Origin of the sequence: Pseudonocardia halophobica (genome assembly GCF_027922425.1) — a bacterium.
GTDB lineage: Bacteria > Actinomycetota > Actinomycetes > Mycobacteriales > Pseudonocardiaceae > Pseudonocardia > Pseudonocardia halophobica.
Genome location: NZ_BSFQ01000060.1, coordinates 1 through 20,817 on the forward strand (window position 1 = coordinate 1; position 20,817 = coordinate 20,817).

Sequence of the window (20,817 nt, forward strand, 5' to 3'; positions counted from 1 at the left end):
TCCTCAGAAGCCACCAACGACAAGAACCGATCAGCCACACCCTGCCGTCGCGGGCGTCCGGAACACCTCGTCCCGAACATCAACAACCTTACGGAGAACTGATGACGACCACGGAGAACCGCCGGTCCAAGCGGACCGAGGTACTCGAGGACCGCCCCGTCAACCTCGACGGGTTCGTGGAGGAGTGGCCCGAGAAGGGTCTCGTCGCCATGGAGTCCGACTTCGACCCGCAGCCCAGCGTGCGGGTCGAGGGCGGGAAGATCGTCGAGCTCGACGGGCGCGCCCGCGCCGACTTCGACTTCATGGACACCTTCATCGCCGACCACGCGATCGACGTGGAGACGGCGGAGGAGGTCAACGCGATCCCGTCCGTCGAGATCGCGCGGGCGCTCGTCGACCCGCGGGCCTCGCGGGACGAGCTGACCCGGATCGGCCGCGGGCTCACCCCGGCGAAGATCCTCGACGTCGTCAAGCTGATGAACGTCGTCGAGATCATGATGGCGATGCAGAAGATGCGGGCCCGCCGCACGCCCGCCAACCAGGCGCACTCCACCAGCGCCAAGGACAACCCGATCCAGGTCGCCGCGGACGCGGCCGAGGGCGCGCTGCGCGGCTTCGCCGAGCTGGAGACCACCCTCGGCGTCGTCCGGTACGCGCCGCTCGTGGCGATCGCGCTGCAGGTCGGCGGCCAGGTCGGGCGGGGCGGCGTGCTCACCCAGTGCGCCCTGGAGGAGGCCACCGAGCTCGAGCTCGGCATGCGCGGCATCACCGCCTACGCCGAGACGATCTCCGTGTACGGCACCGAGTCCGTGTTCGTCGACGGCGACGACACCCCCTGGTCCAAGGCCTTCCTGGCCAGCGCGTACGCGTCGCGCGGGATCAAGATGCGGTTCACCTCGGGCACGGGCTCGGAGGTGCAGATGGGCAACGCCGAGGGGCGGTCCATGCTGTACCTGGAGATCCGCTGCATCCTCATGGCCAAGGGCGCCGGGGTGCAGGGCCTGCAGAACGGCTCCATCTCCTGCATCGGCGTACCGGGCGCGGTGCCCGGCGGGATCCGGGCGGTGGCCGCCGAGAACCTGATCGCCAGCTGGATGGACCTGGAGTGCGCCTCCGGCAACGACCAGTCCTTCTCGCACTCGGCGATGCGCCGCACCGCGCGCCTGCTGCCGCAGATGCTGCCGGGCACGGACTTCGTCTGCTCCGGCTACTCGGCGGTGCCGAACCCGGACAACATGTTCGCCGGCTCCAACCTCGACACGGACGACTACGACGACTGGAACACCATCCAGCGCGACCTGCAGGTCGACGGCGGCCTGCGGCACGTCCGGGAGACCGAGATCCTGCAGGCCCGGGAGAAGGCGGCCCGCGCGCTGCAGGCCGTGTTCGCCGAGCTCGACCTGCCGCGGATCACCGACGAGGAGGTCGAGGCCGCCGTCTACGCCAACGGCAGCGGCGACTACCCCGAGCGGGACGTGCTCGAGGACCTCAAGGGCGCGCAGTCGGTCATGGACCGCGGGATCACCGGCCTCGACCTGGTGAAGGCGCTGGAGCGCAGCGGCTTCCACGACGTGGCCGAGAACCTGCTGACGGTGCTGCGCCAGCGCGTCTCCGGCGACCTGCTGCAGACGTCGGCGATCCTGACGGACGACTTCGTCCCCCTCTCGGCGATCAACGACGCCAACGACTACGGCGGCCCGGGCTCCGGCTACCGCCTCCAGGGCGAGCGGTGGGAGCAGCTCAAGAAGCTGCGCCACGTGACGAGCGCCGAGAACCCCGAGACGGAGGTGTCGTGATGACCGCCCCCACCGCCGAGCGCACGCTCACGCTCAACGAGGTCGGCCCGGCCAAGCGGGCGTCGCGACCCGACGAGGTGGTCGTCGCCGTGTCCCCGGCCTTCGCCGACCCGTTCACCAAGACCATCGTCGACGTGCCGCACGCCGAGGTGATCCGGCAGATCCTGGCCGGCATCGAGGAGCAGGGCGTGCACGCCCGGATGATCAAGGTGTGGGACACCGCGGACCTCGCGGCCGTCGCGCACACCGGCGCCCGGCTGTCCGGCTCCGGCATCTCGATCGGCCTGCTGTCCCGCGGCACCGCGATGATCCACCAGCGGGACCTGCCGCGGCTGAGCAACCTGGAGCTGTTCCCGCAGTCGCCGCTGCTCGACGCCGAGGTGTTCCGCCGGATCGGGTCCAACGCCGCCCAGTACGCCAAGGGCGAGTCCCCGGCCCCGGTGCCCACCCGCAACGACCAGATGGCCCGGCCGCGCTGGCAGGCCAAGGCCGCGCTGCTGCACCTCAAGGAGTTCGAGTGCATCGTGGCGGGGCGGAAGCCGGTGGAGGTCGAGCCGGTGATCACCCGGGCATGACGCGACGGCTGGTCGTCGGCGTCGACATCGGCAACTCGACGACCGAGGCGAGCGTGGCCGCCGTGTCCGGGGACTCCGCCGAGTACCTGGGCACGGCGCTCACCCACACGACCGGGGTCAAGGGGACGCCGGAGAACACGGACGGGGCGGTGTCGGCGGTCCGGCGCGCGCTGGAACGGGCCGGCCGCACCGAGTCCGAGGTCGAGACGGTCCTGCTCAACGAGGCCACGCCCGTCATCTCCGGGCTGGCCATGGAGACGATCTCCGAGACGATCATCACCGAGTCGACGATGATCGGGCACAACCCCGCCACACCGGGCGGGGAGGGGCTCGGGGTCGGCACCACGGTGGCGATCGACGCGCTGGCCGGCGCGTCCGGCCCGACGATCGCCGTCGTCGGGGCGGGCTGGGACTTCGACGACGTGGCGACCGAGCTCAACGCGGCCACGGAGCGCGGTCTCGAGGTCGTGGCCGCGGTCCTCGCGCACGACGACGCGGTGCTCGTCGTCAACCGGCTGCGGGTGCCGATCCCGGTCGTCGACGAGGTCGGCGCGGTGGAGAAGGTGCCGCTCGGGATGCGGGCGGCGGTGGAGGTGGCGCCGCCCGGTCGCACCATCCGGACGCTCTCGGACTCCTACGGTCTGGCGTCGGTGTTCGAGCTGGACCCCGACCAGACCAAGCAGGTCTCGCCGGTGGCGCGGGCGCTGACCGGGAACCGGTCCGCCGTCGTCGTCCGTACCCCCAGCGGTGACGTGACCGACCGGCGGATCCCGGTCGGCACGCTCACCCTCACCGGGGCGGGCAAGACCCTGCAGGTCGACGTCGACGCGGGCGCCGAGGCGATCATGGAGGTGCTCGGCCGGGTCCAGCCGCTCGACGACGCGACCGGCGAGGCCGGCACGCACGTCGGCGGGATGCTCGCGCAGGTCCGGGACACGATGACGGACGTGACCGGGCAGCCGGCCGCGGAGATCCGGATCCGGGACGTGCTCGCCGTCGACACCTTCGTGCCCAAGGAGGTGCGCGGCGGCCTGGCCGGCGAGGTCGCGCCGGAGAACGCCGTCGCGCTGGCGGCCATGGTGCGCACCAGCCGGAGCCGGATGCAGGTGGTGGCCGACGAGGTCGCCGCCGCGCTGGGCTGCCGGGCCGAGATCGGCGGCGTCGAGGGCGAGATGGCGGTCCGCGGGGCGCTGACCACGCCCGGCACGGCCGTGCCGATCGCGGTGCTGGACCTCGGCGGCGGGTCGACCGACGCCGCGCTGCTCGACCGCGACGGCGTCTCCTCGGCCGTGCACGTCGCCGGGGCGGGGGAGCTGGTCACCAAGCTGATCGGCTCCGAGCTGGCGCTCGACGACCGGGAGCAGGCCGAGGCCGTCAAGCGGTACCCGCTGGCGAAGGTGGAGAGCTTCTTCCACGTGCGGCACGAGGACGGGACGGTGCAGTTCTTCCCGGAGCCGCTGCCGTCGCACGTGTTCGCGCGGGTGGTCACGATGACGCCCGAGGGCCCCGCGCCCGTCGCGACCCGGCACTCGGTCGACCACGTGCGGCGGGTGCGCCGGGAGGCCAAGCGGAAGGTGTTCGCGGTCAACGCCGTGCGGGCGCTCAAGCAGGTCGCGCCGGGCGGCAGCCTGCGGATGCTGGATTTCGTGGTGCTGCTCGGCGGCTCGGCGCTGGACTTCGAGATCCCGGACCTCATCGCCGACGCCCTCGCCGGCTTCGGGGTGGTCTGCGGGATCGGCAACGTCCACGGCAGCGAGGGGCCCCGCAACGCGGTGGCGACCGGGCTGGTCGACGCGCACGTGGCGGGCTCGTGACCGAGAAGCCCGCGATCGTCCTGCGCCACACCGGGTCCCCGGACCCGGTGGTGCTGCGGGAGGTGTGTGCGGGGGCGGAGGAGGAGGGTGTGCCGACGCGGGTGGAGCAGGTCCGCGACGCGGACGTCCTGGCGCTCGCCCACGCCGCCGCGCTCGAGTCCCCGCTGGAGACCGGGATCGGGATCGACGGGGCGGGCGGGGTCGCGGTGCACCACGCGTCCCTGCCGCAGGACGACCCGGTGCACCAGGTCGAGGCGGGCTCCCCGCGTCCCGACCTGCGCATCGCCGGTCGCACCGCCGCCCGGATCGTGAAGGTCCTGCCCCTGTGAGTGGCAATAGTCGCTATGGCGACTATTGCCACTCACGAGGACGGGGTGGCTTGTCGTCGTCCCGGCCGGTGTGCCGCGGTGTTCACCATAGGTGAACGCCGTCTAGGATGGTCAACGTGAGCCGGCCGAGCCCCGCGACCTGGGAGCCCATCGTCGACGCGATCGGCCCCAAGGTGCGCGCCGCCCGCACCCGGCTCGGGCTGTCGTTGCAGCAGCTCGCGGCCCGCGCGGACGTCTCGGCCGCGGCGGTGCACAAGGTCGAGCGCGGCGACATGGTCCCGACGATCACCACGCTGCTCAAGCTGGCGGGTGCGCTGGGGCAGCCCGTGTCGGCCTTCGTCGACGACAGCGGGCTCGAGCCGCCCCCTGCCGTCCACGTGCGGTCGGCGGAGCGGCTGCCCGCGCCGCGGGACTGGGCGCCGGGTGCGCTCGGGGTCGCGGTGGAGGGGCTCGCCGCGCCCACGGACGCGCTGCGGGCCGCGGCGGTGGAGGTCGTGGTCGAACCGGGCGGCGAGAGCGGCGACACCCGGCCGCGCCGCCCGGGCGAGGAACTGGTGATGGTCCGGGAGGGCACCCTGTCGGTCGAGGTCGCGGGGGAGACGTACGAGGTGGAGGCCGGGGACGTGCTGCACTACCCGACGGACCGGGGGCACGCCTGGCGCAACGCCGGCGACGTCCCGGTCCGCGCGGTCTGGGTGATCCTGCGATGAGCGCGCCGGCCTCCGAGACGCTCGCGGAGCTCGCCGCGGCCTGCCTCGCCAACCCGGGGCTCGCCGCGAAGGCCGAGATCGCGCTGGTCGGCGAGGTGCTGGGCGGCACCGACTGGCAGGGCGGCCCGGGCGACGACGGCGCGGTCGTCACCGCGCACGGCGGCCCGGTCGTGGCCTGCGGCGAGGCCCTGTTCCCGCCGTTCGTGGCCGCCGACCCGTACGGCGCGGGGTTCGCGGCGGTGCTGACGAACGTCAACGACGTCGCGGCCATGGGCGGGATGCCGCTCGGGATCGTCGACACGGTGGTGGCGTCGGAGGACCTGGCGCGCAAGGCGCTGGCCGGGATGCGCGAGGCCGCGGAGCTGTACGACGTCCCGATCGTCGGCGGGCACCTCACGCTGCACGAGGGCGACCCGGCCATCTCCGCCTTCGCCGTCGGGGCCACGGCGGCGCCGCTCTCGGTGACGCGCGCCGCGCCCGGGCAGACCCTGGTCGTGGCCGCCGCGCTCGACGGGCGGATGCGCGAGGACTTCCCGTTCTTCCCCGCCTTCGAGTCGCGCGGGCGGCGCAGCGCCGGCGACGTCCGGCTGCTCGGCACCCTCGCCGGCGAGGGCGTGGTGGTGGCGGCCAAGGACATCAGCATGGCTGGGCTCGTCGGGTCGCTGGCAATGCTGCTGGAGCCGGGGCGGTTGGGGGTGACGGTCGACGTCGCGGCCGTGCCCGCGCCCGCCGGAGTGCCGCTGGTGCGCTGGTTCAACTGCTTCCCCAGCTTCGGCTTCCTGCTCTGCGTGCCCGCCGGGCGCGAGGAGGAGTGCCTCGCCGCCTTCGCCGAGCGGGACCTTGCCGCCGGCGTGGTCGGGCGGCTCGACGACTCCGGCATCCTCGCCCTCACCCGCGGGGACGAGCGGGTGGAGGTCCTGGACCTGCACTCCACCGCGGTCACCGGCCTCCCCCGCTGACCACACCTCCCGACTCGCGCTGCCGAACCTCCCGACTCGCGGAAGTGGCAGCCTCTGTTCCGCGAGTCGGGAGTTCCGGCACCGCGAGTCGGGAGTTCCGGGAGCGCGAGTCGGGAGTTCCGGGAGCGCGAGTCGGGAGTTCTGGCACCGCGAGTCGGGAGTTCTGGCACCGCGAGTCGGGAGTTCTGGCACCGCGAGTCGGGAGTTCCGGCACCGCGAGTCGGGGTGTGCGCTTCGGGGAGGTGTGCTCAGGGGGCGACGCGGAGGTGGCGCGGTGGGGTCGCGGGGGCCAGGGTCGGGCAGATCCCCTCGCCCCTCCCCGTCGTCATCCCGACCGCCTTGCCCAGCGCCGCGACCGGCGCGGCCGTGCGGGTGCCGCGCAGCGCGGCGTCGGCGGCGAGCGAGAAGATCCGCAGCGCCCGCTCCGGGTCCCGCCAGCGGTGCTTCTCCGCGAACTCCACCCAGCGCGCCGGTGGGATCGTGGCCTCCTCCGGGTACTCCAGCTCCGCCCAGGTCACGGCCGTCTCGAACAGGTCGACGATCGCGTCCGGGTCGGTCTCGACGTCGAGCAGCCGGTCGTGGTGGGCCCGCCACGGATGGTCCGCACGGCACTCCGCGGGGCAGGCGAGCCGGGCCGGGACGGGAATCTGCTCACGTGCGGGCTGCTCGGGCACGGCGGGCCTCCGATCCGGCGGGCGCTGGGGACATCCCAGTTCTAGATCCCGACCGGCACCGGGCGATTTCCGGACTGTTTCATCCGGATGAAGGAGCCCCGCGAGCGCGTGGCCTGCGCCCTCCGCAGCGACGGATCAGCCGAAGAAGACCTCCGCCTCGGCGTAGAGCGCGGGGTCGACCGTCTTGAGCCGCTTGGTCGCCTCGAGCAGCGGGACCATCACGATGTCGGTGCCGCGCAGGGCCGCCATCGTGCCCCACTCCCCGGCCTCGACGGCGTCGATGGCGTGCAGGCCGAAGCGGGTGGCGAGCCAGCGGTCCCGTGCCGTGGGCGTGCCGCCGCGCTGGACGTGCCCGAGCACGGTCGTGCGGGCCTCCTTGCCGGTGCGGCGCTCGATCTCGTGCGCCAGCCAGTCGCCGACCCCGCCGAGCCGCGCGTGCCCGAACGCGTCCTTCTGCGCGCTCTGCAGCACCTCCGCGCCGCCGATCGGCATCGCGCCCTCGGACACGACGATGATCGACGCGTAGCGGTCCCGGAAGCGGCTCTCCACCCACGCCTCGACGCGGTCCATGTCGAAGGGCTGCTCGGGGATGAGGATGCCGTTGGCGCCGCCCGCCAGGCCCGCGTGCAGCGCGATCCACCCCGCGTGCCGGCCCATGACCTCGACGATCAGCACGCGGTGGTGCGACTCGGCCGTGGTGTGCAGGCGGTCGATCGCCTCCATGGCGATGGAGACCGCCGTGTCGAAGCCGAACGTGTAGTCGGTGCCGCCCAGGTCGTTGTCGATCGTCTTGGGCACGCCGACGACCCGCACCCCGTCGTCGTGCAGCCTGGTCGCGACGCCGAGGGTGTCCTCGCCCCCGATCGCGATCAGCGCGTCGACGCCCTGCGCCTCGAGCGTCTCGCGGATCCGGGCCACGCCGTCGTCGATCGCGAAGGGGTTGGTCCGGGAGGAGCCGAGGATCGTGCCGCCCCGGGGGAGCAGGCCGCGGACGTCCGGCACGCCGAGCGGCCGGACGTCGCCCTCGAGGACGCCACGCCAGCCGTCGCGGAACCCGACGAACTCGTGCCCGTACGCCGCCGCGCCCTTGCGGACGATCGCCCGCAGCACGGCGTTCAGACCGGGGCAGTCGCCCCCGCCGGTCAGGACCCCGACACGCATGGCGGGCCTCCGATCTCCATCGATGCAGAAACGCGCCGATGTTACCGTCGTCACGAGAGCGCGGCCGGGTGGGTCCGGGCACCCGGGGGACCCGCGGTTCGGGCCCCGGGGCCGGGGGTACCGATGGGCATGAGCACGACGAACGCCGTCTCCTCCGACGCCGTCTCCCGTTCCGTCGACGCCGCCCACTCCCGTCCCGAGGGCGCCTCGGACGAGCTGGTGGCGGCGGCCGGCAAGTTCTCCGAGATGCTCGAGCGGATCGAGCGCGCGCGCGGTGCCCTCTACGAGTTCCACCAGCTCATGGGCGGGGCGGACGCGATGCTCGACGACGTCGTGGAGCAGCTGCGCGAGTGCGGCCAGCCGGCGTGGGCCGAGCGCATCGAGACCGAGCTGATCGGCCGCAACGCGATCGAGGGCCGGTGGAGCTTCCAGATCGTCGAGGACTTCGACGACAACTACTACACCCCGCTCAAGGACACCGAGCGCGCGCTGCGCGACGACCTCATGGAGGGGCGCCGGCACGTCTTCGAGGCCGAGATGAAGCAGAGCCGTCGCACCCACGGCCACCCCCACCACACCGCCACCCCGGACTCGGAGGACTGAGGCGGAGGCGGCCTCCGTCCTCCTGGGGTCTTCGTCACGTTCGACACGTACTTCGGCGAGGTCCTGGGCGCCGTGCTCGACCGGCGCGGTGTGCTGGTGCGCTGGGGCGACCCGATCCTGCCCCCTGGCCGGACGGACCGGGCACCCAGCCGCGGCCCGCGGTCGTGAACATCTGGCACGAGGGCGAGGACGGCCGCCCGGCCCGCATCGGGGTCTGACGTTCCCGCAGCTCAACCCCTGTGAGTGGCGATAGTCGCCAGAGCGACTATCGCCACTCACAGCTCAGGTGCAGAGGTCGGGGTCGGGCTCGCCGGAGCCCGCGGAGCCCTCGAACGACACGTGCACGTGGTCGAAGTGGTTCTCCGTGGCGTTGCCCCGGTTCTCCATCGACTCCCAGCCGTCGCCGTAGTTGATCCGCTGTTCCCAGATCACGTACGAGATGCCGAGGGCCTCGCGGTTGGCGAGGGCGCAGGCGGCGATCCGGTCGCCGTGCGCGCCGGTCGTCATCAGGTCGAGGGCCTTGCCGGTGGGGTGGTCGGAGACGCGGCCGCGGCCGGCGACGCCTATGAGGTCCGGCTGGTCGTAGAGGCAGGAGAGGAACCGGGCGGCGTCGCGGACCCACGGCTTCACGGCGCCGAGCTCGGACAGGTCGACCGCGCAGTGCGTGCGGGCCTCGCGGGCCAGCCGCTCCTCCTCGGCACGCCGGGCGGCGTCGTTGAGCCCCGCGGACTTCAGCAGGTTCTCTGCGGCGACGAGCCCGGGCGGGTCGGCCTCGCGACGGACCGGCAGGACGCTCGCCGCGAGGGCGGCGCCGTCGGCGGCGAACAGCTCGTCGTCGACGACGTCGGCCGACGCCAGGCCCACCTCGGTCGCGTTCACCGCGGCGGACGGCGCCGTGCCCAGCAGCGACGCCGCCGGCGCGACCACGGCCAGCGCGCCGCCCGTGACCGCGGCGGCGGTGGCGCCGCGACGCAACGCCTGACGGCGGGTGCGGGGCGACGGGGCGCCGGCGCGCGCGAGCAGCCGGCGTACGTCGACCGTCCCGCGACCGGGCGCGCCCGCGGCGGGGGAGCGGTGCCGCGACACGTCCTGCCTTCTCGGTGCGAGGCCCGGGCGGACCGCCGGTGCGGGGACACCGGGCGGAGGGTCTCCGGGTCCGTCGGGGGAACCGGGCCGTCGCGTCGTGTCCAGAATGTAGCGGAGAGGTCACGAATCGCCGGGTATCGGTGACTCACCGTGAGTCGTGCGTGCCCGCGCGCGCGGCGAGCGGTCGGCTCACCCGTCGAGCGCCACGATGTCCGCGAGCACCGACGACGGCGTCGGCCGACGGTCCGGCGCGGGGCTGTCGTGCACCACCAGCAGCCGTGCGGGACCCGGTCCGGGCAGCAGCGAGATGCCCTCGGCGTGGTCCTCGCCCTGCCCGTGCGGGAGCGCGCCGAGCAGCGGGAGCCGGTCGCGGCGGATCAGCTCGCTGCCGCCCGACGCCGCCGCGTCCCGCCAGCGGTGGAGCCGCACCGGGCCGGACAGCGCCATGCTCGGTCCGGCGAGGACGAGCAGGTCGTCGCCGTGCGGGCAGAGGTCGCGCACGCCCAGTCCGCCCAGGTCGAGCAGGTGGGTCCGGTACCGCTCGCCGCCCCAGAAGGCACCGAGGACGAGGCGGCCGTCGTCGGTCGGGTCCGGCTGCGGGAGCAGCTCGAGGACCACCGCCCAGCCGCGCAGCACCGGTCCCCGCAGCCCGACGTAGACGGAGTCGCCGAGCACGGCCAGGCCCTCGACGTCGAACCCGTTGTCCTTGCCCGGCACCGCGAGGAACGGGCCGAGCCGCGGGTCGTCGGCGAGCAGGTCCGCCAGGCCGACGCTGCCGGGTGCGCCGACCACCGCGGAACAGACGCCCGCCGCCGTGCGCAGCCGCAACTCGGGCGGCCCTTCGGTGTAGGTCTCGACGGCCAGCCGTGCGAGCACGTACCGGTTCTCCTCGCGGCGTACCTTCGACAGCCGCTTGAGAGCCTTGGTGACGTCGTCGTGCGGCCGGACGCGGCGGCGCTTGAGGCTGTGCGAGCCGATCGCCCACAGGAAGCCGCCGGACCGCGCGAGCCCCTCGACGTCCGCCTCCTGCTCCGGCGGACCGGGCAGCCGGACCAGCTCGGCGAGCGGGAACGTGACGGGCTTGTCGGCCACGGCGAGCCCGTGGTCGAACTCGAGCCGCTCGATGGTGGCGGTCTCGTCGCCGGCCAGCCACAGCGTGGACCCCTCGACCCGCACGGCCGAGAGGTTCACGTGGTTGCCCGAGCGGACGGTGTCGCCCGCGAACCGGAGCTCGACCTGCCGTTCGAGCCGGAGGAGACCTGCGTCCATCCTCCAGTTCTACCGCTGAGGCGGGCTCGAGGTCAGCAGGTCGCCGGGCGCCCGGAGGGCGCCGAGCTCTCGAACGACACGTGCACGTGGTCCTCGTGGTTGGCCGTGGGGCTGCCGCGATCCTCCATGGCCTGCCAGCCGCTGCCGTAGTTGATCTGCTGCTGCCAGATCACGTAGCTGATGCCGAGGGACTGCATGTTCTGCAGCGCGCAGTCCGCGATCGCGTCGCCGCTCGCCTTGCCGACCATGAAGTCCGCCGCGAGGCCGGACGGGTGGTCCGAGGCGTTGCCCCGGCTGCCCACGCCGAGCGTCTGCGGCCGGCCGAACTGGCAGCCCAGGAACTCGACGGCGTCGGACACCCACGGCTTCACCGCGCCGAGGCTCGCGGTGCTCATGCCGCAGGAGGTGCTGCCCGAGCTCGTCTGCAGCGTGCGGCCGGCGAGCGCCTGCTTCGCACGGTCCTCGGCGGCCGACGCTTCCGCGGCCGCCTCCTCCTTCTTCCGCTCGACCTCGGCCGTGGCGTGCTCGCCCGCGATCCGGGCGGCGTCGGCCAGCGCGGTCATCTCGACGACGGGTGCCTCCCGCTGCGTCGGGATCGCGGGGGCGGGCACGGCCTCGGCGGCGAGCCGTGCCTCGGGCGACGCGCTCGTGGGGAGCGCGGCGTCGACGGATCCCGCCAGTGGGGCGGCGGCCGCGATCACGGCGACGACGCCGCCCGCGGCGAGTGCGAGCGCGGACCCGTGACGGACGGGACCGGGGACCGACCGGACCGCGTCCCCCACCCCTGCGCGACGACGCCGTGGGGAGCTCGGCGCCGGCTGCTGGTGGGGGATCGCGGAGCGGCCTCGTGGGGAGCGATGCCGGGCCACAACGACCTCTCGTGTTCAGCTGTCGGACGGCGACCGGGCCGCGGGCGGTCCGAAGGGGATCGACCCTGCTGGGGAGGCGGGCGTTCGGGGCGCCCAGGGCCGTTCGTGATCGTTCCGTGATCCGGTCGCGACCGACGCTAGGGGCTTCCGGCCCGGCCTATGCGCGGAGGTTGCTCCTGCTGAGACGATCGGATCGGGCGGAGCGACGAACGGCCGTTCGGGTGGTGTCGGTCTCGCCGGGCGGTCGGCGCGTGGCTGCGTTCACAGGTGCGGTGCCGTTCGGCGCGCCGTTCGCGACGGCTGCGGTAGGGCTTCCACCGAACGACCGGTCCGGACGGGTGTGGGGCGCCTCCGTCTGGACCAGCGTCCTAAGTGGAGGGGTGCGTGTGGACCGGCCCCTGTGGGCAGAGCTCGTGTGACGGCGGCCGCGGTGGAAGTCCGGCTCGGGTGTCCGGATCGATCCGTCCTGACCATGATCTGCGTTCGCGTGCGCTCGAGGCTGTCGGGCGAGCCGTGCCTGCACGCTGCCGGCGGAGATAGGCAGGGGTGTCGGGCTGGATCCGCGTTCGAGTGCGCTTGTGGCTGCTGGACGAGCCGTGCATGCCCGCAGCCGGCGATCATGGGCGGGCGCTGGGTCGGATCCGCGACTGCGTGCGCTGCAGGCTGCCGAACGAGCCGAGCGTGCACGGAGCTGACGATCATGGGGCGGCGTGGCCGGCCTTGCCTTCCCGCGATCACCGGTGATCAGCGAACGGGTGCGCTCAGGGCCGGTGAGTCGACCTTCTCCGCACGTCGACGGTGATCATCGGTGGCGGCGGTCCGGGAGGTCGCCGCCCCGGGACGGCCTCGGGAATCATGCCGCGAGACGATCGGCCGGACGGTCCGAGGGGCACCCGCGTGTGGCGGGAGGACCCTCGGGCGGTCCGTGCGGGCGGCCTCAGGCCCGGCTGGTGCGGTGCCGGCCGCCGAGCGTGCCGGGCAGCCCGCCGCGCTGGATGTACTCGGCCTCCTCGGCGACCTCGCGGGTGGCACACGGCCACGCCGCGGCGATGCCCGACGCCTCGCGGCACTCCCGGCAGTACCCGTGCGGATCGGGGGTGTGCTGCGAGAGCGTGCGCTGCAACAGGTCGGGCATACCGGACAAGATCGACGCAAGCGCCACTGACTGTCACCTCCTGGAACTGTGGCCGCGAAGGTAGTGCTCCGACTACGCGAGGTGACAGCCAGGGTCGTTGCGAACCGGTTAACGGAGGCCTGCTATCGGCGTACGGACGAGGCGTCCGACGGGCGATCCGTGGGCGGGCGGAATGGTCGGTCGGGGCTCTTGCCGACGGCCCGGCGGGCACTCCGGCGATGCTCGGACGGAACCACCCGCTCGGGTCTCCGCACACCCGCTCGGGCGCCGGCCTACCGGAACCGCTCCGCCTCCGCCTGAACCCTTCCGCGGTACTCCGCCCACCACTCTGCGTCGCCGTCGGCGAGGTTGGAGTTGTCCGCGCGGAGGCCGGCGACTCCGTCGATGGTCTCGCGGACGATGTCGGCGTGGCCGGCGTGCCGGTGCACCTCGGCGACCACATGGACGAGGATCCGGCTCAGGGTGACGGGCCCGGACCACCACGGGACGTAGCCGGGGGAGCCGAGGTCGAGGGCGTCGATGGTGGCGTCGGCGTGCGCGTTGGCCGCGTGGAACAGGGCGACGATCTGCGAGCGGGTCTCGCCGGGCAGGGCCCACATGTCGTCGTTGGGCGCGGCGGTCTCCTCGGCCCACGGCAGCGCTTGCGGGAAGGGCCGGTCGAACACCTCGCCGAAGTACCCCGCGATCACGATCGCGGTGTGCTTGAGGAGCCCGAGCAGGTTGGTGCCGGTGGGGGTGAGCGGGCGGCGGGCGTCGTACTCGGTGACCCCGTCGAGCTTCCACAGGAGCGCCTCGCGGCCCTGTCGGAAGTAGTGGTGCAGCTCGGCCTTCGGATCGGGAGCGACCGTCATGGCGCCGTCCTACCGGTTCACGCCGGGACCGGCACCTTCTTTCCGCGTCGCAGGTTGGCGACCACCGCCAGCTCCTCCGCGAACCGGCCCCGCAGCAGCACGAGCACGCCCAGCGCGGCGACGCACCCTGCGGCGGCCGCAGCGACCAGCGTGAGCACGTCCGACCCGACCGGGCGCACCGCGGCGGCCACCGCCCAGCTCGCCAGCGCGACCGCCACGACGGCCGGCACGTGCTTGACGTACATCCGCAGCACCGCGCCCATCAGTCCCTCCGAGACGCGCGCGGAGAACCGCAGCATCACGAGGAAGTGCGCCAGGATCGCGAGGGACGCCCCGACGGCCACGCCGTCGACGCCCCAGAACCGCGCGCCGATCGAGCACAGCACCACGACCTCGGCCGCGTAGAGCCACTGCCGCCACGCCGCCCGGTACACCGCGCCGGTCGCGCGGGTCAGCGAGGTGCTGATCTTGTACGACGTGCGGGGCAGCAGGACCAGCGCGAACACCTGCACCGGCAGGATCACCGCGTCCCACTGCGAGCCGAGCAGGATGTGCACGACCTCGGGCGCGAGCACGAACAGCAGCACCGCGGCGGGCGCCGTCACGAGGGCGACCAGCGACGAGGTCCGGACGTAGGCGTGCCGCAGCCGGGCGCCGTCGTCCCGCACCCTGGCCATGGCCGGGAACAGGGCCTTGTCCGCGGCGCCGCCGATCACGTTGGCCGGCTCGGAGAGCAGGTTGTAGGCCCGCGTGTAGACGCCGAGCGGGCCGGTGCCCAGGACGTTGGCGACGACGAGGTTGTCGGCGTTGAGGGCGATCCAGTTGCCGAGCTGGGTGAGCGAGTACCCCGAGCCGAAGTTCAGCATCGGGCGCAACCGCGCCCAGGCCGCGGACGGCGCCTCGACCGCCACCGACGGCCGGGTGAGCGCCAGGTAGCCGACGCACTTGATCAGCGCGGCCGCGATCTCCGCCCACGCCAGGGCGGTCGCGCCGAAGCCGAGCAGGGCCAGCACCACGGACACGCCGATGATCCCCGGCCCGGCCGCGAGCAGGTCGACGACGGCCATCGGCCGGAACCGCAGGTCCCGCTGCAGCAGCCCGGTGGGCACGGCGGTGGCGCCGGCCAGCACGAGCGTGACCGACAGCATCCGGAGCAGGCCGGAGTCCGCGGGCAGCCCGACCAGCCCGTTCATCGACGGCGCGAACGCGAACAGCAGCCCGGCGAAGACCGCGGAGAGCAGGATCGAGAACCAGAAGGCCGCCGCGACGTCCCGGTCGGTGAGCTCCCGGCGGTGCACCAGCGCTGCCGCCACACCGAGTTGCGTGACGAGCTGGGTGAGCCCGACGACGAGCAGCGCCGCCGCGGCCGACCCGAACTCCTCCGGGGTGAGCAGCCGGGCGAGCACCACGGTCGCCGCGATCTGCAGCACCGCCTGCCCGACCGACCCCGTGAAGGACCAGGCGAAGCCGCGGACGGTCCGGGCGGTGAGACTCGGCTTGGACGGACGCCCCGGGTTCGGGATCGGCTCCGTGGGGGGCTCGGGCGGCAGCGCCGTCATCGGCGCATCGCGGGGTGCACGCGGCCGGCGACGGCGAGCCCGGCGTACCAGGCGAGCTGGGTGGCGGCGCGGCGCACGGTCTCGCCGCGGCGCGGGGGCCCGAACAGGCTGTCGGGCGACAGCCCGGACACGGCGGGATGGAACACCGAGTTCCCGACCCCCTTCGTCAGCATCAGGTCCGGCAGGCCGTCGCCCATGCGCCGGAGCTCGCGCGGGACCCCGTGGAAACTCCAGCACTCCGCGAACGGCGGCACGGGCCCGGGATAGTCGTGCACGAACTCGAGATCGAGCACCTTGAGACCCGCGTGAACGTCCCACATGAGGTTGTGGGGGGAGAGGTCGAGCACGAACTTGCCGCGCTCGTGCAGGTCGCGCGCGAACCGGGCGAGCCGGCGCACGACGTCCGGCCGCAGCTGGTGCATCTCCTTGACCCCGGACAGCGGCCGCACGAGGTGCCGGCCGACGTCCGTGTAGAACGGCGTGAGCAGCCAGTTGGGGCCGTGTTCGAGCAGCTCGGGCACCTCGGGCAGGTCCGCGAGCTCCAGGCGGGCCCGCAGCTCCCGCCGGAACGAGTCGAGCGCGCCCGGCCGGAAGATCTTGCACACCGAGCGGCCGTGCACCGGGTGGTCGACGAGCGCGACGCGCGCCCGGTAGCCGGGGGAGTCCGGCGCCAGCATCCGCACGAGCGGGAACGGCACCGAGCACGCCTCGATCAGCGCGGTGACCCGCGGGAGCAGCCGGGCCTGGACGCCGAGGTCGCCGAGGACCTCCAGGAAGTCCAGCGCCTGCTGCGGCCCGGTCGACACGTGCAGCGGCTCGTAGTGCTGCTGTGGGGGGAGCATGTGCAGCAGGCGGTGGGTGGTGTGCCCGCGGACCTCGGCGATGCGGTCGGCCATGCTCCGCACGCCCTGCACGACGCCGACGGGTGGCGCGACGTCGCAGGCGATCACGAAGGTGTGCGGGCCGCCGCCGGGCACCGGCCTGCCGTTCGGACCCCAGTCGGCGCCGGCCAGCCCGGTGCGGGCGGCGGCGCGCTGCGCGGCGTCGAGCTCGACCACGTCGAGGATCTCCAGGCCGCGCGCGATGCCGGCCACCGCCTCGTCGATCTGGTGCGCCGCGGCCTCGCGGACCACGAACACCACCAGCCCGCGCCAGGCCGGGATCTCGGCCGCGGGCCGGGCCGCGAGGCCCCTCGGCGGCGTGACCGCGTCGCGTGCGTCGTCGATCGTCATCGTCCCCCCATCGGCCCAACCGTCGGCCGGACGTGGCGAGCATACGGGTGAGGTGAACTCCGGGTGAAAGAGCCCTGACCGAGCGTCGACGACCGCAGGTTCGGCCCGTGACCAGCGGATGATCAGTAGACGTCGCGCACGTAACGCCCGTCGACGACCAGCTGCTTCACGTACGCCGCGGTGCGGTCGGCGTCCATCCCGCCGTGGGCCGCGACGACGTCGCGCAGCGCGAGGTCCACGTCCTTGGCCATCCGGCTGGCGTCGCCGCAGACGTAGAAGTGGGCGCCGTCGGCGAGCCACCGCCAGAGCTGCGCGCCGTGCTCGCGCATCCGGTCCTGCACGTAGACCTTGTGCCGCTGGTCGCGGGAGAAGGCGACGTCGAGCCGGTCGAGCGTGCCGTCGGCCCGCATGGCCTCCAGCTCCTCGCGGTAGTAGAAGTCCGTGGCGCAGCGCTGCTCGCCGAAGAACAGCCAGTTCGGCGCGGTGTGCCCGCGGGCCCGCCGGTCCTCGAGGAACCCGACGAACGGGGCCACCCCGGTGCCCGGCCCCACCATGATCATGGGTGTGGCGGGGTCGGCCGGCGGCCGGAACCGGGGCGACGACTTCACCAGCACCGGCGTCGACCCCTCGCCCGCCGCGTCGGCGAGGAAGGTGGAGCACACCCCGCGCCGGGACCGGCCGCGCCGGCTGGTGAAGCGGACCACCGACACCGTCAGCGAGACGGCGTCGGGGCTGGTCAGCGGGCTGGAGGAGATCGAGTACTGGCGCGGCTGCAGCGCGGTCAGCGTGTCCGCCCACTCCTGCGCCGAGGCCCGGACCGGGAACTCGGTGAGGACGTCCGGGGCCTGCCGGTCCCACGTCCAGCGCGCCAGGTCGGTGCCGTGCCCGGCCCGCAGCAGCTCCTTGAGCACACGGTCGCCGGTCCGCTCGGCGACGAACCCGAGTAGCGCCGGGGAGATCCGGGTGATGTCCAGGTGCCGGCCCAGGGCCTCGGCGAACGCCATGTCCGTGCCGCGCACCGTGACCGCCTCGTCGGCGGGCAGGCCGGTCAGCTCGAGCCACTCCGCGACCAGGCCGGGGTGGTTGACCGGCCGCACGCTGAGCGCGTCCCCCGCCTCGTAGGAGAAGCCCGCGTCGCCGGCGAGGGTGAACCGGCGGATCTCCTTGGCCGAGCCGGGCAGGCTCAGCAGCCGGGCCTCGCGCAGGGTCGCGTCGACGGTCGCGGGCGAGGGTTCGCCCGTCGGCGCCGGGGCGTCGACGGGGCGGGTGGTGGCCGGGGCCCGGGTGCCGTCGTCGTCGCCGGTCAGCAGGCCCACGACCTGCTCGGTCCACGCCGCGGCCGCGGCCTCGAAGTCCGGGTCGCAGTCCACGCGGTCGAGCAGCCGGGTGCCGCCGAGCTCGCCGAGTCGCTCGTCGACCCGGCGGCCGTGCCCGCAGAACTCCGAGTAGCTGGGGTCGCCGAGCGCGAGCACCGCGAACCGGACGTCCTGCAGCGGCGGGCGGTCGGCGGCGAGGTCCTCCCAGAAGCCGGTTCCCACGTCCGGGGAGTCGCCGTCGCCGAACGTGCTCGTGACCACGAGGAGGTCGGCGTCCGGGGGGAGGGCGTCCGGACAGGTGTCACCCATGCAGAGCAGCCGCGGATGCCGCCCGGCGGCGGTGAGTCGCGCGGCGACGGCGGAGGCCACGCCCTCGGCGTTGCCGGTCTGCGAGGCCCACAGGACGAGCAGGGGCCGGCCGTCCTCCCCAGTCTCCCCCGCGGTCTCCTCTGCCGGGCCGCCGGCAGCGAGCCGGGAGAAGGTCCCGGCCAGCATCCCGTTGATCCACGCGGCGGTCTCGGACCCCATCGGCGCACCGGAGGGCAGGACCGGCACGCCCGGCGCCCCGCCTCGTTCCACGCCGGCGAGGAAGCCCGCGAGGTAGCGCCGCTCCGCGCCCGTCAGCACCGGCGGGGTGAGGTCGAGCCCGAGCGCGGCCCCGACCCCTCGTGAGTGCGAATAGTCGCTATCACGACTATCGCCACTCACAGGGGCCCTCTCCAGCGATACCGCGCAGGCCTTGAGCTCGGGCTGCAGCGAAGCGGCGTCGACGGCGTCGTTGGTCACCGCGTTGACCGCGAGGTACTCGCCGAACAGGTCGCTCCAGTGGAACGGCGCCCAGCAGGTGCCCGGTCGCATCCGGTCGGTGACCACTGCCGGCAGCACCGCGCGTCCGCGCCGCGAGGCCACGGCGACCCGGTCCCCGTCGGCGATGCCCGCGGCCGCGGCGTCGACCGGGTTGATCTCGACGAACGGGCCGGGGTTGAGCTTGTTCAGTGCCGCGACCTTGCCGGTCTTGGTCAACGTGTGCCACTGGTGCTGCACCCGGCCGGTGGTGAGGACGAGCGGGAAGTCGTCGTCGGGCAGCTCGGCCTGCGGCATGTGCGGGCGGGGGAGGAACTGCGCCCGGCCCGACGGCGTGGCGAAGGAGAGCCGCCCGTTCTCCGGCCGCCGCCGCTGGCTGACCCCGTCGTTGAGGTAGCGGACCGGGTTGCGGTCCGGCCCGTCCGGCGCGGCGGGCCACTGGACGGGTGTCGCGCGCAGCCGCTCGTAGGTCACGCCCCGGACGTCGTACCCGGTGGCGGGGTTCCAGGCTTGCTTGAGCTCGTCGAACACCTCCTCGGCCGACGAGTAGGTGAAGTGCTCGGCGTACCCCATCTCGCAGGCGACCCGCGCGATGATCTGCCAGTCCGGCAGCGCCTCGCCCGGCGGCGTGACCGCGGGCCGCAGCAGCGTCATGTTCCGCTCGGAGTTGATCATCACGCCCTCGACCTCGGCCCACATGGCCGCCGGGAGCACGACGTCGGCGTAGGGGTTGGTCTCGGTGGCCTCGAAGACGTCCTGGGTCACCACGAAGTCGCAGCGCTCGAGCGCGTCGATCACCACGCCGCGGTTGGCCACGCTCGCGACGGGGTTCGTGCACACGATCCAGCAGGCCTTGATCTCGCCCTCGGCCATCCGCGCGAACATGTCGATCGTGCCGGTGCCGACGTCGGCGCGGATCGTCCCCTCGGGCACCGCCCACAGCTCCTCGACGAACCGGCGGTCGTCGGCCGACAGCACGGCGCGCTGGCCCGGCAGGCCGGGGCCCATGTAGCCCATCTCGCGCCCACCCATGGCGTTGGGCTGGCCGGTGAGCGAGAACGGCCCGGAGCCCGTCCGGCAGATCGCGCCGGTGGCCAGGTGCAGGTTGACCAGGGCGTTCGTGTTCCAGGTGCCGTGGGTGCTCTGGTTGAGCCCCATGGTCCAGCAGCTCGTCCAGTTCGCGGCGCCGCCGATCAGCCGGGCCGCCTCGCGCAGGTCCGCCTCGGGCACACCGGTGATCGCGGAGACGGCGTCCGGGGCGTAGTCGGCGAGGAACTCCGGCATCGCCTCCCAGCCCTCGGTGAACTCGGCGACGAACTCCTCGTCGACCGCGCCCTGCTCGACGAGCAGGTGCAGCAGACCGTTGAGCAGCGCGAGGTCGGTGCCCGGCTCGACCTGCAGGAACAGGTCGGCCTTCGCCGCCGTGGCCGTCCGGCGGGGGTCGACGACGATCAGCTTCGCGCCCTGCTTGACCCGGTCCATCACGCGGAGGAAGAGGATCGGGTGGCAGTCGGCCATGTTCGCGCCGATCACCAGGAAGACGTCGGCATGGTCGAGGTCGGCGTAGGAGCCGGGCGGGCCGTCCGAGCCGAGCGACTGCTTGTAGCCGGTGCCGGCGCTGGCCATGCAGAGCCGCGAGTTCGACTCGATCCACCTCGTGCGCCAGAAGCCCTTGGCGAGCTTCGTGGCGAGGTACTGGGCCTCGAGCGTCATCTGGCCGGAGACGTAGAGCGACAGCGCGTCCGGCCCGTGCTCGTCGAGGATCTCCCGCAGCCGGCGGGCGGTCTCGCTGATAGCGGCGTCGACCGGGGCGGGCTCGGCCTCGGCGCCGCGCCCGGGCCGGCGCAGGGCGGTGCCCAGCCGGCCGTCGGCGACGAGCATCTCGGCGCTGTGCGCGCCCTTCGTGCACAGCCGCCCGACGTTGGCGGGGTGCTCGGCGTCGCCGCGGACCTTGCGGATCCGGGTGGCCCCGTCCGGGCCGGGTTCGAGGTCCAGCACCATGCCGCAGCCGACGCCGCAGTAGGAGCAGACCGTCCGAACGCTGGTGAGCGGGCCGGGGTCCGGTGTGCCCACGC

Annotated in this window: 17 protein-coding genes; 7 read left to right on the forward strand and 10 right to left on the reverse strand. The window is 73.8% G+C overall.

What is annotated here, in order from left to right; translation table 11 throughout:
• The first annotated feature begins 101 nt into the window (after positions 1-101).
• The 6 genes from PKE99_RS35430 (at position 102) to PKE99_RS35455 (ending at position 6,183) form a co-directional block, all read left to right on the forward strand.
• Entirely contained in the window at positions 102-1,796 is a 1,695-nt protein-coding gene (locus tag PKE99_RS35430; protein WP_037044642.1) for a propanediol/glycerol family dehydratase large subunit, read from the forward strand.
• On the forward strand, positions 1,796-2,371 hold the full coding sequence (locus tag PKE99_RS35435) for a propanediol/glycerol family dehydratase medium subunit (RefSeq protein WP_037044644.1): 576 nt from the start codon (positions 1,796-1,798) through the stop codon (positions 2,369-2,371). Before PKE99_RS35430 ends, PKE99_RS35435 begins: the two co-directional genes overlap by 1 nt.
• On the forward strand, positions 2,368-4,185 hold the full coding sequence (locus PKE99_RS35440) for a diol dehydratase reactivase subunit alpha (protein WP_037044646.1): 1,818 nt from the start codon (positions 2,368-2,370) through the stop codon (positions 4,183-4,185). Before PKE99_RS35435 ends, PKE99_RS35440 begins: the two co-directional genes overlap by 4 nt.
• Entirely contained in the window at positions 4,182-4,514 is a 333-nt protein-coding gene (locus tag PKE99_RS35445) for a glycerol dehydratase reactivase beta/small subunit family protein (protein WP_051737268.1), read from the forward strand. The genes PKE99_RS35440 and PKE99_RS35445 overlap by 4 nt, the downstream gene beginning before the upstream one ends.
• A 116-nt stretch (positions 4,515-4,630) precedes the next feature.
• A complete protein-coding gene (locus tag PKE99_RS35450) occupies positions 4,631-5,224 on the forward strand; it encodes a helix-turn-helix domain-containing protein (RefSeq protein WP_231498171.1) in 594 nt (197 codons plus the stop codon).
• Positions 5,221-6,183, forward strand: a complete 963-nt coding sequence (locus PKE99_RS35455; protein ID WP_037044652.1) for an AIR synthase related protein — start codon at positions 5,221-5,223, stop codon at positions 6,181-6,183. The genes PKE99_RS35450 and PKE99_RS35455 overlap by 4 nt, the downstream gene beginning before the upstream one ends.
• A gap of 248 nt (positions 6,184-6,431) precedes the next feature.
• Here the strand turns inward: PKE99_RS35455 and PKE99_RS35460 are convergent, their stop codons facing one another.
• Positions 6,432-6,857, reverse strand: a complete 426-nt coding sequence (locus PKE99_RS35460) for a hypothetical protein (protein ID WP_037044654.1) — start codon at positions 6,855-6,857, stop codon at positions 6,432-6,434.
• 135 nt (positions 6,858-6,992) lie between these two features.
• Positions 6,993-8,018: a 6-phosphofructokinase gene (locus PKE99_RS35465; RefSeq protein ID WP_037044656.1), complete on the reverse strand. Its 1,026-nt coding sequence runs from the start codon at positions 8,016-8,018 to the stop codon at positions 6,993-6,995.
• A gap of 129 nt (positions 8,019-8,147) precedes the next feature.
• Here PKE99_RS35465 and PKE99_RS35470 point away from each other — a divergent pair, with 129 nt between their 5' ends.
• Positions 8,148-8,621 (forward strand): hypothetical protein, encoded by a 474-nt coding sequence (locus PKE99_RS35470; RefSeq protein ID WP_037044658.1) that lies wholly within the window; start codon positions 8,148-8,150, stop codon positions 8,619-8,621.
• Between the two features lie 282 nt (positions 8,622-8,903).
• On the opposite strand, the gene PKE99_RS35475 is transcribed toward PKE99_RS35470, so the two are convergent.
• The 8 genes from PKE99_RS35475 to PKE99_RS35510 form a co-directional block, all read right to left on the reverse strand.
• Positions 8,904-9,707, reverse strand: coding sequence for a VldE C-terminal domain-containing protein (locus tag PKE99_RS35475; RefSeq protein ID WP_051737269.1), 804 nt, complete (start codon positions 9,705-9,707; stop codon positions 8,904-8,906).
• A gap of 189 nt (positions 9,708-9,896) precedes the next feature.
• Positions 9,897-10,976 (reverse strand): DUF3616 domain-containing protein, encoded by a 1,080-nt coding sequence (locus tag PKE99_RS35480; RefSeq protein WP_037044660.1) that lies wholly within the window; start codon positions 10,974-10,976, stop codon positions 9,897-9,899.
• A 32-nt stretch (positions 10,977-11,008) separates the two neighbouring features.
• Positions 11,009-11,758, reverse strand: coding sequence for a VldE C-terminal domain-containing protein (locus PKE99_RS35485; protein WP_051737270.1), 750 nt, complete (start codon positions 11,756-11,758; stop codon positions 11,009-11,011).
• Between the two features lie 1,024 nt (positions 11,759-12,782).
• Entirely contained in the window at positions 12,783-12,980 is a 198-nt protein-coding gene (locus PKE99_RS35490; protein ID WP_231498172.1) for a hypothetical protein, read from the reverse strand.
• 272 nt (positions 12,981-13,252) lie between these two features.
• Complete coding sequence (locus PKE99_RS35495) at positions 13,253-13,831, reverse strand: DinB family protein (protein WP_037044663.1); 579 nt, start codon at positions 13,829-13,831, stop codon at positions 13,253-13,255.
• A 17-nt stretch (positions 13,832-13,848) separates the two neighbouring features.
• The gene (locus PKE99_RS35500) at positions 13,849-15,390 is read right to left on the reverse strand and encodes a lipopolysaccharide biosynthesis protein (protein ID WP_037044665.1); all 1,542 of its coding nucleotides are present in this window, start codon (positions 15,388-15,390) and stop codon (positions 13,849-13,851) included.
• A complete protein-coding gene (locus PKE99_RS35505; protein ID WP_037044669.1) occupies positions 15,387-16,622 on the reverse strand; it encodes a phosphotransferase in 1,236 nt (411 codons plus the stop codon). Before PKE99_RS35505 ends, PKE99_RS35500 begins: the two co-directional genes overlap by 4 nt.
• A gap of 122 nt (positions 16,623-16,744) precedes the next feature.
• Positions 16,745-20,815, reverse strand: a complete 4,071-nt coding sequence (locus tag PKE99_RS35510) for a bifunctional nitrate reductase/sulfite reductase flavoprotein subunit alpha (protein ID WP_231498173.1) — start codon at positions 20,813-20,815, stop codon at positions 16,745-16,747.
• Positions 20,816-20,817: the final 2 nt, after the last annotated feature.

Coding starts and splice junctions, on each gene's coding strand:
- PKE99_RS35430 (WP_037044642.1), top strand. CDS start 102: ATGACGACCACGGAGAACCGCCGGTCCAAGCGGACCGAGGTACTCGAG.
- PKE99_RS35435 (WP_037044644.1), top strand. CDS start 1,796: ATGACCGCCCCCACCGCCGAGCGCACGCTCACGCTCAACGAGGTCGGC.
- PKE99_RS35440 (WP_037044646.1), top strand. CDS start 2,368: ATGACGCGACGGCTGGTCGTCGGCGTCGACATCGGCAACTCGACGACC.
- PKE99_RS35455 (WP_037044652.1), top strand. CDS start 5,221: ATGAGCGCGCCGGCCTCCGAGACGCTCGCGGAGCTCGCCGCGGCCTGC.
- PKE99_RS35465 (WP_037044656.1), bottom strand. CDS start 8,018: ATGCGTGTCGGGGTCCTGACCGGCGGGGGCGACTGCCCCGGTCTGAAC.
- PKE99_RS35470 (WP_037044658.1), top strand. CDS start 8,148: ATGAGCACGACGAACGCCGTCTCCTCCGACGCCGTCTCCCGTTCCGTC.
- PKE99_RS35480 (WP_037044660.1), bottom strand. CDS start 10,976: ATGGACGCAGGTCTCCTCCGGCTCGAACGGCAGGTCGAGCTCCGGTTC.
- PKE99_RS35490 (WP_231498172.1), bottom strand. CDS start 12,980: ATGCCCGACCTGTTGCAGCGCACGCTCTCGCAGCACACCCCCGATCCG.
- PKE99_RS35495 (WP_037044663.1), bottom strand. CDS start 13,831: ATGACGGTCGCTCCCGATCCGAAGGCCGAGCTGCACCACTACTTCCGA.
- PKE99_RS35500 (WP_037044665.1), bottom strand. CDS start 15,390: ATGACGGCGCTGCCGCCCGAGCCCCCCACGGAGCCGATCCCGAACCCG.
- PKE99_RS35505 (WP_037044669.1), bottom strand. CDS start 16,622: ATGACGATCGACGACGCACGCGACGCGGTCACGCCGCCGAGGGGCCTC.